This is a genomic window from Nonomuraea sp. NPDC050790 (assembly GCF_044456745.1).
In the GTDB taxonomy this organism is placed as follows: domain Bacteria; phylum Actinomycetota; class Actinomycetes; order Streptosporangiales; family Streptosporangiaceae; genus Nonomuraea.
The window spans coordinates 22,122-37,885 of record NZ_JBITGF010000002.1; the positions used below are offsets into that span (position 1 = coordinate 22,122).

Consider the following 15,764-nt stretch of genomic DNA (forward strand, 5'->3'; position numbering starts at 1 on the left):
GGAGCGTGCGATGTCCGAAGAGTTCCTGAAGGTTGCCCGCGCGGCACGTGAGGCCGCCGCCGAGCTGGCCCCGCTGCCGCGGGCGCCGAAGGACCGGGCGTTGCGCGCGATCGCCGACGCGCTGGTCGCGCGGGCCGGAGAGATCGTCGAGGCCAACGCCAAGGACGTCGAGCGGGCCCGCGAGCAGGGCACCTCGGAGGCGATGATCGACCGGCTGCGGCTGGACGCCAAGCGGGTGGAGGCCATCGCCGAGGCCGTCAGGCAGGTGGCCGACCTGCCCGACCCGGTCGGCGAGGTGCTGAGGGGCAGCACGCTGCCCAACGGGCTCGAACTCCGCCAGGTCCGCGTGCCGCTGGGCGTGATCGGCATCATCTACGAGGGCCGGCCCAACGTGACCGTGGACGCCGCCGCGCTCTGCCTCAAGAGCGGCAACGCCGTACTGCTGCGCGGCTCGTCGAGCGCGTATGACTCCAACACGGCGCTGGTGCGGATCATGCAGGCGGCGCTGGAGGGCACCGAGGTGCCGTCGGGCGCGGTGCAACTGGTGCCGGGGCAGACGCGGGAGTCGGTCAAGGAGCTCATGCGGGCGCGCGGGCTGGTCGACGTGCTGATCCCGCGGGGCGGCGCCTCGCTGATCAACTCGGTGGTCGAGGAGTCGACGGTGCCGGTGATCGAGACCGGGGTCGGCAACTGCTACGTGTATGTGGACGCGGACGCTGATCTGGGGTTGGCGCTCGACATCCTGGTCAACGCCAAGACGCAGCGGCCGTCGGTCTGCAACGCGGCCGAGACGTTCCTCGTGCACGCCGACGTCGCGGCGGACTTCCTGCCCAGGGCGCTGGCCAGGCTGGCGGAGGAGGGCGTGACCGTCCACGGCGATGAGCGGGTGGCCGCCCATCCGGGCGTGGTGGCCGCGACCGAGGACGACTACTACGCCGAGTACCTCTCGCTGGACATCGCCGCCGCCGTCGTCGACTCGCTGGAGGACGCGGTGGCCCACATCAGGAAGTACGGCTCCGGCCACACCGACGCGATCGTCACCCGGTCGCAGCGGGCCGCCCGCCGGTTCGTGGCGCTCGTCGACTCGGCGGCCGTGGCGGTCAACGCCTCGACCAGGTTCACCGACGGGGGCGAGTTCGGGTTCGGCGCCGAGATCGGGATCTCCACCCAGAAGCTGCACGCCCGCGGCCCGATGGGGCTGCCGGAATTGACGTCAACCAAGTGGGTTTACACCGGCGAGGGGCATCTGCGCACGTCAGAAGGCACGGTTATCTCAGCGTGTCAAGGTGGCGACGGAGAGTGACATTGATTTGACTGGGGCGCATGGAGATTGTGATCGCCCTGGTCTTCGCCGGCGCCGTGCTGTTCGGCGCCGACCGCCTGCTGCTGTGGCTGGAGAGCCGCGGGCACGTCAACTGGCGTCGCAAGGGGCGCAGGGACCTGTCGAAGGAACCCAGGACGGAGCTCGACGACATCTTCGGGGACGCGAGTTTGGGCGACACGAGCGTCGGCGACAAGTCGAACCGATAAACACGGCGCGCCTCGGGCGCTTTCCGGGCACACCCCGCTAGGGTTGTGCCCCTTATGGGTGCGCCGAGCGGGGAGGGACGGTGAGCAAGCTCGGCAAGGTCGGGCCGTACACCCTTCTCGAACGGCTCGGCCGGGGCGGTATGGGCGAGGTGTACCTCGCCGGAACCCGCCGTGGCGAGCGGGTCGCGATCAAGGTTCTCCGGGATCTGGTCGAGGATGAGTCCGCCCGCATTCGCCTGGAACGCGAGGTCCGTGCGCTGCGCCGGGTCGAGAGTCCCTACGTGGCCAAGGTGTTCGACGCCGATCTCGACTGCGCGCGGCCGTACCTCGTGATGGAGCACATCGAGGGCGCGACCCTCCTGGAGGCGGTACGGCAGGGCGGCCCCCTAGACGTCGCCGGCCTGGTCGAACTGGCCCACGGCATCGCCACCGCCCTGGCGATCACGCACGCGGCCGGGGTGATCCACCGCGATCTCAAGCCGGCCAACATCCTCATGAGCGAGCGCGGGCCGGTGCTCATCGACTTCGGCATCGCGCAGGTGCTCGACGCGACCCGGCTGACCATGACCGGCACCTTCCTCGGCACGCCCGGCTACACCGCGCCGGAGATCTTCGCCGACGAGCAGGTCGACTCGCCCGCCGACGTGCACGCGTGGGCGGCGACGGTGGCGTTCGCGGCGACGGGGCGGCCGACGTTCGGGCGGGGGACGGCCGAGGCGCAGATGTACGCGGTACTGAACGGGCAGGCCGACCTCAAGGGCGTGCCGGTGGAGCTGCTGCCGCTGGTGCGGGCGGCGTTGCACCGCGAGCCGGCCAAGCGGCCGACCGCCGCGCTGCTGACCGACCGGCTCTCCCGCCTGGCGCGGGCCACCGCCACGGACGCGGCGCCGGTCGAGGACGGGCGCAAGGTCACGCCGGAGGTGCCGGCGCCCAGGGGGCGGGTGCGGGCTCGGGCCAAGGAGGAGTCCGGGCGCGGGCGGGTGGGGGAGGACGTCGCGACCCCGCCGCCCCGTACGCGGCTGCCGCGGGGGCGGGGCAAGGATGAGCCGAACACGCCGGTGCCCAGGGGGCGCGCGAAGGACGATCCGGGCACACCGGTGCCGCGCGGGCGCGCGGTCAAGGACGAAGGCGCGCGTGGGCGGGCGGTCAAGGACGAGAGTCCGCGTGGGCGGGCGGTCAAGGACGAGACTGCGCGGGCGAGGGCCGTCAAGGACGAGACTGCGCGGGCCAGGGCCGTCAAGGAGGATTCGGGGCGGAGCCGTACCTCCAAGGAGGATCTCGCGCGCGGGCGGGCCAAGGAGGAGCTGGTCAGGGCGAGGTCCAAGGAGGAGGCGCCGCCGCGTACGCGGGTCAAGACGGGGGACAGTCCCAAGACGCCGCGCGTCCGGGCCAAGGCGGGTGAGGGCGCGCGGCGCACGCGCGGCGCGGAAGCCACCACGCTGCCCGCGGGGAACACCGCGTTGCTGCTGCTCGCGGTGCTGGCGGTGCCGTGCGTGGTGGCCTCGGTGGTCTATCCGATCGCCTCGATCGGGATCACCGCCGCGCTCGTGGTGCTGACCAGGACGTTGTGGATGAGCCACTGGATGGTACGCAACCGCGCCAGCAAGCGGGTCAGGGTGCTGCTGCGGGTGGTGCTGTTCCCGTTCGCGCTGGCCGGGTCGGCCGTGACCGCGGTGGTGTGGCCGGGCGCGCCGGTCGCGGTGGCGGCCGGGGGCGCGCTCTGGGTGACCGGCGGCGGCGAGATCGCCTCCGACTGGTGGTTGCAGGCGGCGCCGGTGACGGCCGCGGCCGTGGTGTTCGGGGTCCTGTGCGGGGGGATCACCGGGCGCGAGATCGAGCGGATCGGCGCCCGGCTGCCGAACCTGCGCAGGGAGGGGCTGCGGGCCCTTGCGGTGCTGGGCGGGTTCGTGGCGTTGTGCGCGGCTGCGGTGAAGGCGATCGCGCTGCTGCTGTGACGGTGTAGCGGGTTATGTGGTGCGGCGGGGTACCTGGGCCACGGTGTCCGGTGCACGGATCGCCGTGACGGCGGGTACCCCGTCCGACGTGAGAAGCGACCCCCACGATCGGCGCCCGCCGGCGGCGGGTGGCGTGAGGGTGGCTGCGCCGTAAGGGATGGAAGGCCCTTTGACGGGGTCAGTTGTCGCGGCGGGAGAAGCGGTTGAAGATGCGCTCTCCGGCGTTGACGGCGCCCTCGGCGACGTCGCGCAGGACGCCGATGAAGGGGTCCTGGGACTCCGACCAGGAACGGCGGTAGGACTCGGCCGCGGCCTTGATCTCGTCGGTGACGCGGGCGTCGGCGTCGTCCTCGCGGCGCGGGTAGTCGCCGCCGATGATGCGGTCGTACTCGCCGCTGCGCTGCCACTTGTCCAGTTCGGCCACGCGTACCACGGCGAACGGGTGGGTGGTGCCGAGCAGGTTGAGCACCTTGAGGAAGCCGTCACGCAGGTCGCCCGCGGTGTCGTACTCCTGGTACTGGGCGAGGAAGGCCTCGATGTTCATCTCGTGGGTGTAGTCGCCGCCGGCGAGCTTCATCAGCGCGCGCTTGGCGGCGTCGGGGTTCTGGCCGGTGAGCAGGCCGCCGCGGTCGGAGGACAGCTCCGACTTGCGGTACCACTCCTCGAGCCCCGCGACGATCGCGCGCAGGCCGATGTAGCCGAGCGGGATCCAGGCCACGCGCGTGGCGAGCGTGGTGAGGATGTCGAGCATCGTGCGGTAGACCGCGTGGCCCGACAGGATGTGCGAGGTCTCGTGGCCGATGACGAAGCGCTGCTCCTCCTCGTTCATGAGGTTGAGCAGGCCGGTCGTCACGACGATGAACGGGTCGTCGAAGCCGATGGCCTTGGCGTTGACCGAGGGGTCCTGCTGCACGTAGATCTCGGGGATGCGGTGCAGATCCAGGATGTACGCGGCGTCGCGCCCCATGTCGTACAGGGAGCGGAACTGGGTCTCGCTCACCCGCACGGCCGAGGCGAGGTACATGAGGCGGAGGCGCCGCTCGCTCACGAGGCCGGACATCTGCTTCAGAACGGTGTCGAACCCACTCAACTTGCGCAGAGCGACCAGAGCGGACCGGTCTGCGGGGTGTTCGTAGGCACGAGACGAGATGCCGGGTAGTTGGATGCGGTTGCGATCCGGGGTGGTCGTCATGCCCGGCATGCTACGTCGGCTGCGGGAGTGATGCGCGGTTCCTTGGTAAGGGGGTGGCTATGAGGCGGTGTACGGCTGGCGCGTAAGGTCCCAATCATGATGAATGCGCCCATGGTGCAGGGGAAGCGCCGTGTGGGGGTGATGGGCGGGACGTTCGATCCCATCCACCACGGCCACCTGGTCGCCGCGAGCGAAGTGGCCCACCATTTCGACCTGGACGAAGTGGTGTTCGTGCCTACGGGCCGGCCGTACCAGAAGTCCACGCGCGAGGTCAGCGCGCCCGAGGACCGCTATCTCATGACGGTCATCGCGACGGCGTCGAACCCGCGTTTCTCGGTTTCCAGGGTGGACGTGGACCGGCCGGGGCCGACCTACACCATCGACACCCTGCGGGACATCTCGGAGATCTACGGGCCGGACGCCGAGCTGTTCTTCATCACCGGCGCCGACGCGCTGGAGGCGATCCTCGGCTGGCAGGATGCCGACGAGCTGTTCGACCTGGCGCACTTCGTGGGGTGCACGCGGCCGGGGCACACGTTGCACGATCCCGGGCTGCCCGAGGGCAAGGTGACGCTGCTGGAGATCCCGGCGCTGGCGATCTCCTCCTCGGAGTGCAGGCAGCGCGTGGAGAAGGGCGAGCCGATCTGGTACCTGGTGCCGGACGGGATCGTTCAGTACATCGGCAAGCGTCGACTGTATCAAGCGCAGATTGTATAGCGCGGGATAGCCGCCTTTGTGGCGATCATGGGGGTATGGCGGATGATTCCCTCGACGGATTAGAGCTCAACGAGAAGTCCTGGTGGGCGCACCGCACGGAGGTCAGCACGACCGGCCTGTTCGCCATGGTACGGCGGCTGCCCGCGCTGATCAGGGACGTGCTGAAGCTGAGCTGGCAGACCAGCAAGGTGGACACCGTCGTCATGATGAGCTCCACGATCGTGTCGGAGATCTTCACCGCGCTGGGGCTGCTGGCCACGACGGACGTGCTCGTCCGGCTGTTCTCGGCCATGCCCACCCCGGAGCGGCTGGTCGCCGCGGTGCCCGGCATCGCGACGGTGGTGGGCGCGGCGGTGCTGCGCGCGGCCTTCGGCGAGGCCGCGCAGTGGGCGCGCGACCGGCTCGATCCGCTGCTCACGCAGAACGTCGACAACCGGATGGTGCGGCTGACGACCGCGGTGGAGCTGGTCGCGTTCGACGATCCGGTCTTCCACGACCAGGTGCAGCGGGCCTCGATGACCGCGTCGAGGGGGCCGTCGATGTTGTTGTGGGCAGTGATGTCCACTGTTACCGGATTTATCGGCCTTTTGGCGGTTTCAGGGGCGCTTGGGGTGCTTCATCCGGTACTGCTGCCGCTCATCCTGCTCTCCGTGGTGCCCAGCACGTGGGCGTCGATCCGCGTCGCCAGGCTCGGCTACGAGGTCACCGCCGGGATCGCGGCCGCCAGGCGCAGGCAGCACACGCTGGAGCACCTCATGACCCAGCGGCCCGCCGCGGCCGAGATCCGGTCGTACACGATGCGTTCGTACCTGCTCGCCGAGTTCGCCCGGATCTACCGGTGGGTGACCCGGTACGAGCTGCGGGCCGTACGCCGCCAGCAGGTGGCCGGGATCTGGGGGAGGTTGTTCGGCGGGCTGGCCACGGGGCTGGTCTACGGGACGCTCGGGCTGCTGCTGTGGACCGGGGAGGTGCACCTGGCCGTGGCGGCGACCGCCGTACTGGCCATCCAGCGGGCAGGAGGCGCCACCGAGCAGGCGTTGCACGGCGTCAACCGGGCCTACGAGGCCGGCCTGTTCTATGAGGACTACATCCGCTTCTGCGCCGACGCCGAGGCGCGCGCGGAGGTCTCCGGCGGTACGGCGCCGCCCGCCGAACCCGACCGCATCCGCGTCGAGGGCGTCGACTTCACCTACCCGGCCGCCGACACGCCCGCGCTGTCCGGCGTCTCCATCAGGATCGAGCCCGGCGAGATCGTCGCGCTGGTCGGGGAGAACGGCTCGGGCAAGACCACGCTGGCCAAGCTCATCGGCGGCCTCTACCTGCCCGAGTCGGGAACCGTCTCCTGGGGCGGCGTCGACCCAGCGCCGGATCGACCGGCCCGCGTTGCGCGAGCGGATCGCCGTCATCGCCCAGGACTTCACCCACTGGCCGATGTCCGCGGGTCAGAACATCGCGATCGGGCGGCACGACTCGGGCGAGTCGCTGGAGGGCGTGCTGGCCGCCTCGGGGGCGGACGCGGTCGTGAGCCGCCTGCCGTACGGGCTGGAGACCATGCTCGACCCCAGCTACAAGGGCGGGACGGAGCTGTCGGGCGGGCAGTGGCAGCGCATCGCGGTCGCGCGCGGCCTGTACCGCGACGCGCCGCTGCTCATCTGCGACGAGCCCACGGCCTCCCTCGACGCGCGGTCGGAGCACGCCATCTTCGAGAGCATCCGGCGCCACGCCGTGCAGCGCACCGTGCTGATGATCACGCACCGGCTGGCCAGCGTACGCTGGGCCGACCGCATCTACGTGCTCGAACGCGGGAAGGTAGTGGAGGAGGGGACCCACATCTCGCTCATGGAACGTTCTGGCATCTACGCCGAGATGTTCACTCTGCAGTCGAGGGCCTACACCGAGGAAGGGTAATCTCGTAGGTAGCCGATAGAGGAGGACTGACCCGCATCGTGACCGCATCCGACAGAGCCGTCCAGCTCGTCAAGATCGCCGCCGAGGCCGCGGCGGACAAGCTGGCCGATGACATCCTCGCCTACGACGTGAGCGAGCAGCTCGTCATCACCGACGCGTTCCTGCTCTGCTCCGCCACCAACGACCGCCAGGTCCGCGCCATCGTCGACGAGATCGAAGACAGGCTGCGCATCGAGGCAGACGTCAAGCCGGTACGCCGCGAAGGTGAGCGCGAGGGGCGCTGGGTGCTCCTCGACTACATCGACCTCGTCGTCCACGTCCAGCACGAGGAGGACCGCACCTTCTACGCGCTGGAGCGCCTGTGGAAGGACTGCCCGGCGATCGGCCTGCCGGAGAGCGTCACCCACGCCAACATCCAGCGGGCCCGCTCTTGAGTAGACGCATCGTCTGCCTGCGGCACGGCCAGACGCTCTGGAACGTCGAGCACCGCTTCCAGGGCCACACCGACATCGCACTCGACGAGACCGGCCAGGCCCAGGCGGCCAGGGCGGCGTCGCTGCTGGCCGCGTTGAAGCCCACCCTCATCGTCTCCTCCGACCTGAGCCGCGCTCACGACACCGCCATGGCGCTCGCCAGGATCGTCAAGCTCGACGTCGCCGTCGACAAGGACCTGCGCGAACGCGGCGGCGGCGCCTGGGAAGGGCTGACCAGGGAGGAGATCCGGGCCCGCTGGCCCGAGGAGTACATCGCCTGGGAGGCCCCGGACGGCGAACCGGTCACCGAGGTCGCGGCCCGCGTGGTCGCCGCCATGCGCCGGTGGGCGGCCCAGCTCGACGACGACGGCCTGCTCGTCATCGCCTCCCACGGCGCGGCGCTGCGGCTCGGCATCTGCGAGCTGCTCGGCCTGCCGGAGGAGCTCTGGCACAGCCTCGGCGGCCTCGGCAACTGCAGCTGGTCGGTGCTGGAGGAGGGCCGCAAGGGCTGGCGTCTGCTGGAGCACAACGCCGGTACGCTGCCCGAACCCGTCAACAGCGACGACATCGAGACCTAGAGACTGATCGCCTCGGCCGCCTTGCTCGTGTTCAGGAGTCTGGGCGGCACGAGGCGGACAATCTGGTTGCGCATCCAGATGTGGGTGCGTTTCGAGGGCACCAGGAACCTGTCGGCGCCTCTGGCCTGCTTCTGACAGACGGCCACGTAGGGGCGCATGCGGGCTTCGTAGGTGGTCAGGGCGGTTTCGACGGCTTGTCTGCTGAGCTCTTCGGCCAGGATGTAGGCGCCGACCACCGCGAGGCCGGTGCCCATGCCGCCGGGGCCGGGGGCGTGGGCCGCGTCGCCCAGGAGGACGGTGCGGCCCTTGCTGTAGGTGGGGGCCTGGATCTGGGTGGCCTGGGAGAAGTAGAGGTCGTCGGCCTGGTGCATGGCTTCGAGGAGTTCCGGGGTTCTCCAGCCCATGCCTGCGAAGGCTGATGCGATTGCGGCGCGTTCGTCCTGGATGTGGATCTCGGGGGAGGCGAAGTCCAGAGCGGCTCTCGTTTCCGTGAGGGTTATGCAGCGGCCCGGGACTGTGTACATGACTGGGGTGGGGTGCCTCTGCTCTGTTGAGAAGATCGCGCCGTACATGCCCAGGTGTTGGGTTGGCACCTTTCCCCATCGGAGGCGGCGGACTGTGGAGTTCTGGCCGTCCGCGCCTACTACCAGGTCGAATGTTTCCTCCTTGGCTTTGGCGAAGGTCGCTGTCACCGCTGGTCCGGTGTCGTGCAGTGCGGTGATGGTGTCGTTCCAGACGTAGTTCGTGGTCGAGGCTTCTCTGAGGATTTCGGACAGGGTGCCGCGCAGGATTTCCACGTCGCCGCTGAAGGCTTCGGCTGGGAGGGTGGAGACCGGGGTTCCGGCCTTGTTCAGGATGGTGATGGGGGCCGGGGTTTCTGCTGCTGCCCTTATCTTTTCCAGGAGGCCCATGGCCTCCAGGACCTTAAGTTGGGGGCGGCCGCGGAAGTCGACTGCCTGGCCGCCCTGGCGTGGGGATGGGGCTCGTTCCACCACTGTGACCTTGTGGCCCTGTCTTGTGAGCCAGTGGGCCAGGGCTGGTCCGGCTATTCCGGCGCCGGAGATGAGAATGTTCATGGGATTCCTTCGCTCAGGGTGTACGCCGTAGTCTCCGGGGAGGCGGGGAGGTTCGCGAAGGGTGCACTAGTGCGGTGATTTTTCGGGATATTGCGGGGGAACTGCGGGTTCGGATTGTTTCGGGGGAGTTGACGGAGGGGGAGTTGGTGCCGTCCACTCGGCAGATCATGCGGGAGTGGGGGGTGGCCATGGCTACTGCCTCCAAGGTGCTGGCGGTGTTGCGGGAGGAGGGGCTGGTGCGGATGGTCCCGGGAGTGGGGACCGTGGTGGCGTGGTCTGGGCGCTCGCGGGGCGTGTCCTCCTCGGCCGGCTCGCTCGGCCCGTCTGGCTCGCTCGGCCCGTCTGGCTCGCTCGGCCCGTCTGGCTCGCTCGGCCCGTCTGGCTCATTCGGCCCGTCTGGCCAGGCTGGGGCGTATGGCCTGACTGGGTCGTCCGGTGGGGCCTTGGCAGGGGGCCCGCTGACGGCGGAGATGGTCGTGCGGGCCGCCATCGACCTGGCCGACGAGGAGGGGCTGGCCGCGGTGACGATGCGCCGCGTGGCGACGGCGCTGGGGGTGTCGACGGTGGCCCTGTACCGGCACGTGCGGGGCAAGGGTGAGCTGGTGCGGGAGATGGTCGATCAGGTGTACGGCGAGGCCCGGCTGCCCGCCCGCGTACCGGTGGGCTGGCGCAAACAGGTCGAACTGTCACTGAGGCTGCAGTGGGGCATACACCGGCGCCACCCATGGCTGGCATACGCCTACCCCCTGACCAGGCCGCCCCTGGGACCCAACGGACTGGCCCACACCGAGTGGATCATGCGAGCGGTATCGGGGCTGGGCCTGGACCCGAACACCCTGTTGCACGTGGCGGTCTCGCTGGCCGCGTTCATCAGGGGTTTGGCGGCCAACTTGGAGCCGGAGGCGCTGGCCGTACAGGACACCGGGATGAGCGACGACGAGTGGATGGCCACAAGAGAAGCAACCCTGAAAAAACATCTCCCCAACCACCCAATATTGGCCAAAGTCCTCCGCAACCAGCAGCTTGACCTGGACCTGGACACCCTGTTCGAGTTCGGCCTGAACCGCCAGCTGGACGCCCTGGCGGTGCTGGCGACGCCCGATTAGGCGAAACGACAGGATGCCGATATGCTCACCGAGCGCCGCAACGAGCAGACTCGAAGCGGTGACCAGGGGCTATGGCGCAGTTGGTAGCGCGCTTCCATGGCATGGAAGAGGTCTGGGGTTCGAATCCCCATAGCTCCACAAGCAAGGTCCTCCACATCGGCGCGCTTCGCGCGTTCGGGTTCCAGGCGTTTCTCCAGTCGAGCTGAAGCTCGACCCCTGAAGGTCCTCCCTCCGGTCGGGCGTTCTTTCTGGCTAAGGGCATGGTGCTGCGCGCGTTCTTTCAGTCGGGGCGCGGCCCCGACTCCTGGTCGTCCTCGCTGCGCTCGGGCGTTCTTGTGGTCCCGCCCGTTGCCCAGCTAGGTGGTTGGGCAGTTGGATCCCACCCTGATCTGTGGCCCTCGCTGCGCTCGGGCGTCTTGACCGTGCGCCTTCGGCGCGGCTTGCGCGTCTGATGAGGCACGGATGCGGTTTGGCGAGGTCAGGTGCCGAGGTCGCGTAGGTGGACGAAGCGATTCGTTGACCCCTGCCACATACCCCATGCACTCTCGACACGCTCGTAGTGCGGGCAGGTCGAGGCTCCCCGCGGAAGCGTCATAGGTAGTCAGCACGCGTTGCAGCTGGCCGGCGATGGGGTGAAGAACGTCAACAGAAGGCTCACTGATCAGCGCCGCGACAAACACGTCCAACACGCGGGCATGCGCTCGGCCGACGGGCGTGGATCAAACTCATGCGGGACAAGCAACTCGGCAGGAAAGGCGTCGGCGTTGGTGTCCGCCGGTGCGGGAGCGGCACATGGTGACAAACCCGCCAAGCCGGGCACGCGAGCCCAACGCGAGGCACTACGCCTGGAGATGCTGGTGCTGGAAGGCAGCAGCGCCCACATCGCCGCAGAGATGCGAGCGTGGCGGTGCGCCGAACTGGCCGGCCACGACGACCTGCGCTCCTGGGCGCTGACCGCCCGCCACCCGAGAAGGCCGTGCCCGCTCGACCGCCGAGGAGAAGCAACCCAACTACGTCGCCCATCTTTACGCCGGTCCGCGCGGTGCTGTCGTCCAGAAGCCTGCACGGCGCCTGCGCTCGCGGCGAGGCTACGGGGTGAGGGGTTCAGGGGTGTGGGGGTCGCAGAGGTAGCGTTGGAGGATGGGGGCGAGCCAGGAGACGACCTCGTCGCGGGACAGTGCGGCGACCGGTGGCAGTCGCAGGATGTAGCGGGTGAGGGCGAGGCCCAGGATCTGGGAGGCGGCCAGGCCGGCGCGCACGGGCGCCTCCTCGGGGCCGGCCAGCGCGGCGACCGTGGGGCCGAGCTGGGTGGCGAAGATGGAGCGGACGCGTTCGGCCGCCGCCTCGTTGGTGACGCCGGTGCGCAGGAGTACCTGGAGGGCCTCGTTGTTCTCCCACAGGTCTAGGAAGTGGCCGCTTAGTACGGCACCGATCTGGGCGCGGGGCACGGCGGAGAAGTCCGGAAATTTCAGGTCGATGTGGGCGGCGGCGGCGAACAACTTCTCCTTGGTGCCGAAGTAGCGCATCACCATGGCCGGGTCGATGCCGGCATCGGCGGCGATCGACCTGATCGTGGTCTTCTCGTAGCCGTCGGCGGCGAAGCGCTCGCGGGCGGCGGACAGGATCGCGGCCTTGGTGTCGGCGGAACTCCTTCTCATGTCAACGACTGCAGGCCACCAAGCGTGGGCTTGGGCTGGTCGGCGCGTTCCACCCGGCCCTCGTGCCAGCGCGGCTCGGCGCTCTCCTGGACGGTGCCGTCCGACCTGAAGATCAGATAGCGGTCGAAGTCGGCGGCGAACCAGCGGTCGTGGGTGACGGCCAGGACGGTGCCGGAGAACCCGGCCAGCCCGCGCTGCAGGGCCTCGGCGCTCTCCAGGTCGAGGTTGTCGGTCGGCTCGTCGAGAAGCAGCAGGGTCGCGCCGGACAGCTCCAGCAGCAGAATCTGCAGCCGGGCCTGCTGGCCGCCGGACAACGTCTCGAACCGCTGGTTCGCCGCGGGCGCCAGCTCGTAGCGGGCCAGGGCGGCCATCGCCTCGTTCAGGGTGAGCGCGTGGCCGTCCATGGCCAGCTCGGCCGGGGTACGGCCGTGCAGCTCCGACCGGGCGTGGGTCTGCACGAAACGGCCGGGCACGACCCGGGCGCCCAGCCGTGCCGAGCCGGTGTGCCGGACCTTGGGCACCGCGCCGTCGGCGGCCTCTTCGAGCAGTTGCAGGAAATGGGACTTGCCCGAGCCGTTCGAGCCCAGCACGCCGATGCGCTCGCCGTACCAGATCTCCGTGTCGAAGGGGCGCATCAGGCCCGTGAGCTCCAGCGCTTCGCAGACGACCGCGCGCTTGCCGGTGCGTCCGCCGCGCAGCCGCATGCGTACGTTCTGCTTCTTGGGGGCACGCTCTGGCGGGCCGACCTCCTCGAACCGGCTGAGCCTGGTGCGCGCGGCGCGATAGGAGGAGGCCACGGCGTCGTTGTTGGCGGCGGTCTGCTGCAAAGTGCGTACCATCTGGCGCAGCTTGGCGTGCTCCTCGTTCCAGCGGCGGCGGCGCTCCTCCAGCCGGGCGATGCGGTTCTCCCGGCCCTCGGCGTAGGTGGCGAAGCCCCCGCCGTGAACCCAGACGCCGCGCGACTCGACCGTGACGATGCGATCGGTGGCGTTGGCCAGCAACTGCCGGTCGTGGGAGACCAGCATCACGGTCTTGGGAGTGGCGCGCAGGTGCGCCTCCAGCCACTCCTTTCCCGGCACGTCGAGGTAGTTGTCCGGCTCGTCCAGCAGCAGGACCTGGTCGGGGCCGCGTAGCAGGGCCTCCAGGACGAGCCGCTTCTGCTCGCCGCCCGACAGGGTGTTGACCGGGCGGTCGCGGACCGCGTCCCAGGGCAGGCCGAGAGCGGCGGTCGTGCAGGTGTCCCACACGACCTCCATGTCGTAGCCGCCGACGTCGGCGTAGTCGGTGAGCGCCTGAGCGTAGGCGAGCTGGGTCGCCTCGTCGTCGTGCGCGGCGATCGCCGCCTCCTGGCGCTCCAGCTCGGCGGCGGCGGCCTGGATCTGGCTTGACGCCGCCGACAGCAGCAGCCTGTGCAGGGTACGGCCGTCGCGGACGCTGCCGATGAACTGCGGCATCACTCCGAGTCCGCCCGACTGCACCACCCGGCCTTCGTCCGGCTGGAGCTCTCCGGAGACCAGCCGCATGAGGGTGGTCTTGCCCGCACCGTTCGGGCCGACCAGTCCGGCCTTGACGCCGTCGCCGATGCGGAACGACACCTCGTGCAGAAGCAGCCGCCCATCCGGCAGCACGTAGGTCAGCCGGTCCACTTCGACATGACCCGCCATGGTCACCTGTTTCCTTCGCTCGACGTAGACTAGATCATCGTTCGAGTCGCCGGATCAATGATCCGGTCACGATCATCATACTCGTCTCCTGGCGGAGGGGCCAGGCGCGCCCGCCGGGGCCCGGGCCGGTCGATCGCGTGTTCAGAACCCGGGCGCGGCCGACGGAGCCCGCAGTTCGCCCAGGTACGGATGCCACAGGTGGTCGGGATCGTCCTCCACGGCCCTGACGATCTCCCGCATGGTGGCCAGCACCTTCGGCTCGTCCTCGTACACGTCGCCCTGGAGCATCTTCAGCACGTCGATCCGGTAGCGGTCGTCCTGGACGAACGCGGTGAACAGGATGTTCAGCCGGTAGTACATGGAGATGAACTCGTACCAGTTCTGTACGGCCCTGCGCAGCTTGGACTCGTAGGCGGCGAAGCGGCGCCTGGAGAAGTCGTCGGCCCGCGCCGCGGCGATGATGTCCTGGCAGGCGATGCGGGCGCTGTTGAGCGCCACGCTGACCCCGCTGGAGAAGATCGGATCGACGAACCGCGCCGCGTCCCCGATGAGCACGTACTTGTCGCCGACGATCTGCTTCATGCCGTAGCTGTAGTCGCCCTCCGCCTTGAGCGGCCTGACCTGCTGCGCGTTCTTCAGCACGTCGAGCAGTTCGGGACGGCTGGCGATGGTGTTCCAGAAGAACTTCTCCTGGTCCCCGCTGTAGGAGCGCAGGCGGGCACGCTGGCTGACGACGCCGACCGACGTGATCGTGTCGGTGATCGGGATCTGCCACACCCAGGTGTCGGCCACCGGCAGGAAGTGGATGAAGATGTAGTCGGCCTGCTCCTTGTCCACCGCCAGCGCGGCCCGGTCGAGGTTGTCGAACCACGTGTGGACGGCGTACTGGTTGAAGACCGGGTCGACGATCTTCGTCTTGAGCTGGGTTCCCAGATGGGTGCGCCGGCCGCTGGCGTCCACCACCATCCGCACGGTGATCGGCACGGACTGCCCGCCGATCCGGACGCGCATCACCGGCCGCTCACCGGAGAGGTCGACCTCGCCCACCGGCACCCCCTGGTAGACCGTGGCGCCAAGGCTCTCGGCGTTCTTCAGCAGGATCTGGTCGAACAGTCCCCGGTCCACATGGAAGGTGTAGTCACGGTCCACGCCGAGCTGCTCCCGCTCCGCGAAGAGCACCTCGGCCGAGCGGAAGCCGTTGGTCAGATTGCGGAAGCCCATCTGGTCGATGTCACGTTCCTCGGCGGAGGTCCACGCCGCGCCGTACTTCTTCGGGAAACCGGCCTGCTCGACCTTGTCCATGCACCCCGTCTCGATGAGCACCGGGGTGGTGGCCGGGACGAGCGACTCTCCGACGTGCTCTCGGGGGAAGGTCTCACGCTCGAAGACGGCCACGGACAGGTTGGCCTTGGCCAGATAGGCGGCGGCCGTCGCGCCCGCCGGTCCGCCCCCGATGATGCCGATGTCGAAGTCTGTTTTCACCGTGTTCTCCTGTCTACTTCCCGGCGGACAGCTCGTGGACCATGTCGGTGATGGCCCTGAGGCTCTGGAAGTGCCGCATCGTGATGTGCGTGGGCGGGACCGTCACGCCGAGCTCCTTTCTGATGTAGGCGAGCAGCATCGTGGTGTTCATGCTGTTGAGAACCCCCCAGTCGACCAGGGGCGTCTCCTGGTCGAGCTCGGAGACCTCGCTCTCGTCAAGGAACTTCGCGCTCACGTAGTCGGTGATCGCGGTGTTGATCCGCGCACGGTCGGCGACGGCCATCGGTCCTCCCTAGACGTCATGGCGTGATCCGTTGCTGGCCTCGATCGTCGGCAGCTCCGGTGGAGGCACGCTTGGGCCCGGCTATCGGGACGCGGTCCGCGGGCGGCCGGGCGTTCGAGCCGGACCCAAGCGGCGGCGGTGA

The 15,764-nt window shown here is 69.4% G+C and carries 14 protein-coding genes, 1 tRNA gene and 2 pseudogenes; 11 read left to right on the forward strand and 6 right to left on the reverse strand.

Annotation, left to right across the window (positions count from 1 at the left end):
- Positions 1 to 10 precede the first annotated feature (10 nt).
- The 3 genes from ACIBEJ_RS08630 to ACIBEJ_RS08640 all read left to right on the forward strand — a co-directional run bounded on the left by ACIBEJ_RS08630 (position 11) and on the right by ACIBEJ_RS08640 (position 3,485).
- Positions 11 to 1,303 carry a glutamate-5-semialdehyde dehydrogenase gene (locus tag ACIBEJ_RS08630; protein WP_397182023.1) on the forward strand — a complete coding sequence of 431 codons (1,293 nt, stop codon included), beginning with the start codon at positions 11 to 13 and terminating at the stop codon, positions 1,301 to 1,303.
- A 20-nt stretch (positions 1,304 to 1,323) separates the two neighbouring features.
- On the forward strand, positions 1,324 to 1,530 hold the full coding sequence (locus tag ACIBEJ_RS08635; protein ID WP_397182024.1) for a hypothetical protein: 207 nt from the start codon (positions 1,324 to 1,326) through the stop codon (positions 1,528 to 1,530).
- Positions 1,531 to 1,610: 80 nt separating this feature from the next.
- Positions 1,611 to 3,485 (forward strand): protein kinase, encoded by a 1,875-nt coding sequence (locus ACIBEJ_RS08640; protein WP_397182025.1) that lies wholly within the window; start codon positions 1,611 to 1,613, stop codon positions 3,483 to 3,485.
- A 178-nt stretch (positions 3,486 to 3,663) separates the two neighbouring features.
- On the opposite strand, the gene ACIBEJ_RS08645 is transcribed toward ACIBEJ_RS08640, so the two are convergent.
- The gene (locus tag ACIBEJ_RS08645; RefSeq protein ID WP_397182026.1) at positions 3,664 to 4,686 is read right to left on the reverse strand and encodes a M48 family metallopeptidase; all 1,023 of its coding nucleotides are present in this window, start codon (positions 4,684 to 4,686) and stop codon (positions 3,664 to 3,666) included.
- An 87-nt stretch (positions 4,687 to 4,773) separates the two neighbouring features.
- Here ACIBEJ_RS08645 and nadD point away from each other — a divergent pair, with 87 nt between their 5' ends.
- From nadD to ACIBEJ_RS08670, 5 genes and pseudogenes are all read left to right on the forward strand, one after another.
- Positions 4,774 to 5,394, forward strand: a complete 621-nt coding sequence (nadD, locus tag ACIBEJ_RS08650; protein WP_397182027.1) for a nicotinate-nucleotide adenylyltransferase — start codon at positions 4,774 to 4,776, stop codon at positions 5,392 to 5,394.
- 797 nt (positions 5,395 to 6,191) lie between these two features.
- Positions 6,192 to 6,701 (forward strand): annotated as a pseudogene (locus tag ACIBEJ_RS08655) (ATP-binding cassette domain-containing protein); the annotation flags it as partial.
- Positions 6,702 to 6,777: 76 nt separating this feature from the next.
- Positions 6,778 to 7,302 (forward strand): ATP-binding cassette domain-containing protein, encoded by a 525-nt coding sequence (locus ACIBEJ_RS08660; protein ID WP_397183238.1) that lies wholly within the window; start codon positions 6,778 to 6,780, stop codon positions 7,300 to 7,302.
- Positions 7,303 to 7,340: 38 nt separating this feature from the next.
- Complete coding sequence (rsfS, locus tag ACIBEJ_RS08665) at positions 7,341 to 7,736, forward strand: ribosome silencing factor (RefSeq protein WP_397182028.1); 396 nt, start codon at positions 7,341 to 7,343, stop codon at positions 7,734 to 7,736.
- Positions 7,733 to 8,353, forward strand: a complete 621-nt coding sequence (locus tag ACIBEJ_RS08670) for a histidine phosphatase family protein (RefSeq protein WP_397182029.1) — start codon at positions 7,733 to 7,735, stop codon at positions 8,351 to 8,353. The genes rsfS and ACIBEJ_RS08670 overlap by 4 nt, the downstream gene beginning before the upstream one ends.
- Here the strand turns inward: ACIBEJ_RS08670 and ACIBEJ_RS08675 are convergent.
- Entirely contained in the window at positions 8,350 to 9,429 is a 1,080-nt protein-coding gene (locus tag ACIBEJ_RS08675; RefSeq protein ID WP_397182030.1) for an FAD-dependent monooxygenase, read from the reverse strand. The genes ACIBEJ_RS08670 and ACIBEJ_RS08675 overlap by 4 nt on opposite strands.
- A gap of 146 nt (positions 9,430 to 9,575) precedes the next feature.
- Between ACIBEJ_RS08675 and ACIBEJ_RS08680 the strand changes: the two are divergent.
- The 3 genes and pseudogenes from ACIBEJ_RS08680 to ACIBEJ_RS08690 all read left to right on the forward strand — a co-directional run.
- Positions 9,576 to 9,638: pseudogene (locus tag ACIBEJ_RS08680) on the forward strand (hypothetical protein); the annotation flags it as partial.
- Positions 9,639 to 9,872: 234 nt separating this feature from the next.
- Entirely contained in the window at positions 9,873 to 10,535 is a 663-nt protein-coding gene (locus tag ACIBEJ_RS08685; RefSeq protein WP_397183239.1) for a TetR/AcrR family transcriptional regulator, read from the forward strand.
- A 65-nt stretch (positions 10,536 to 10,600) separates the two neighbouring features.
- Positions 10,601 to 10,673 (forward strand) — tRNA-Ala (locus ACIBEJ_RS08690).
- A gap of 950 nt (positions 10,674 to 11,623) precedes the next feature.
- Here ACIBEJ_RS08690 and ACIBEJ_RS08695 read toward each other — a convergent pair.
- The 4 genes from ACIBEJ_RS08695 to ACIBEJ_RS08710 all read right to left on the reverse strand — a co-directional run bounded on the left by ACIBEJ_RS08695 (position 11,624) and on the right by ACIBEJ_RS08710 (position 15,622).
- The gene (locus ACIBEJ_RS08695; protein WP_397182031.1) at positions 11,624 to 12,193 is read right to left on the reverse strand and encodes a TetR family transcriptional regulator; all 570 of its coding nucleotides are present in this window, start codon (positions 12,191 to 12,193) and stop codon (positions 11,624 to 11,626) included.
- On the reverse strand, positions 12,190 to 13,857 hold the full coding sequence (locus tag ACIBEJ_RS08700) for an ABC-F family ATP-binding cassette domain-containing protein (RefSeq protein WP_397182032.1): 1,668 nt from the start codon (positions 13,855 to 13,857) through the stop codon (positions 12,190 to 12,192). Before ACIBEJ_RS08700 ends, ACIBEJ_RS08695 begins: the two co-directional genes overlap by 4 nt.
- A 141-nt stretch (positions 13,858 to 13,998) precedes the next feature.
- A complete protein-coding gene (locus ACIBEJ_RS08705) occupies positions 13,999 to 15,339 on the reverse strand; it encodes an NAD(P)/FAD-dependent oxidoreductase (RefSeq protein ID WP_397182033.1) in 1,341 nt (446 codons plus the stop codon).
- A 13-nt stretch (positions 15,340 to 15,352) separates the two neighbouring features.
- Positions 15,353 to 15,622, reverse strand: a complete 270-nt coding sequence (locus ACIBEJ_RS08710) for a phosphopantetheine-binding protein (RefSeq protein WP_397182034.1) — start codon at positions 15,620 to 15,622, stop codon at positions 15,353 to 15,355.
- Between the last annotated feature and the right edge of the window lie 142 nt (positions 15,623 to 15,764).

Coding starts and splice junctions, on each gene's coding strand:
- ACIBEJ_RS08635 (WP_397182024.1), top strand. CDS start 1,324: ATGGAGATTGTGATCGCCCTGGTCTTCGCCGGCGCCGTGCTGTTCGGC.
- ACIBEJ_RS08675 (WP_397182030.1), bottom strand. CDS start 9,429: ATGAACATTCTCATCTCCGGCGCCGGAATAGCCGGACCAGCCCTGGCC.
- ACIBEJ_RS08695 (WP_397182031.1), bottom strand. CDS start 12,193: ATGAGAAGGAGTTCCGCCGACACCAAGGCCGCGATCCTGTCCGCCGCC.
- ACIBEJ_RS08700 (WP_397182032.1), bottom strand. CDS start 13,857: ATGGCGGGTCATGTCGAAGTGGACCGGCTGACCTACGTGCTGCCGGAT.
- nadD (WP_397182027.1), top strand. CDS start 4,774: ATGATGAATGCGCCCATGGTGCAGGGGAAGCGCCGTGTGGGGGTGATG.
- ACIBEJ_RS08630 (WP_397182023.1), top strand. CDS start 11: ATGTCCGAAGAGTTCCTGAAGGTTGCCCGCGCGGCACGTGAGGCCGCC.
- ACIBEJ_RS08710 (WP_397182034.1), bottom strand. CDS start 15,622: ATGGCCGTCGCCGACCGTGCGCGGATCAACACCGCGATCACCGACTAC.
- ACIBEJ_RS08645 (WP_397182026.1), bottom strand. CDS start 4,686: ATGCCGGGCATGACGACCACCCCGGATCGCAACCGCATCCAACTACCC.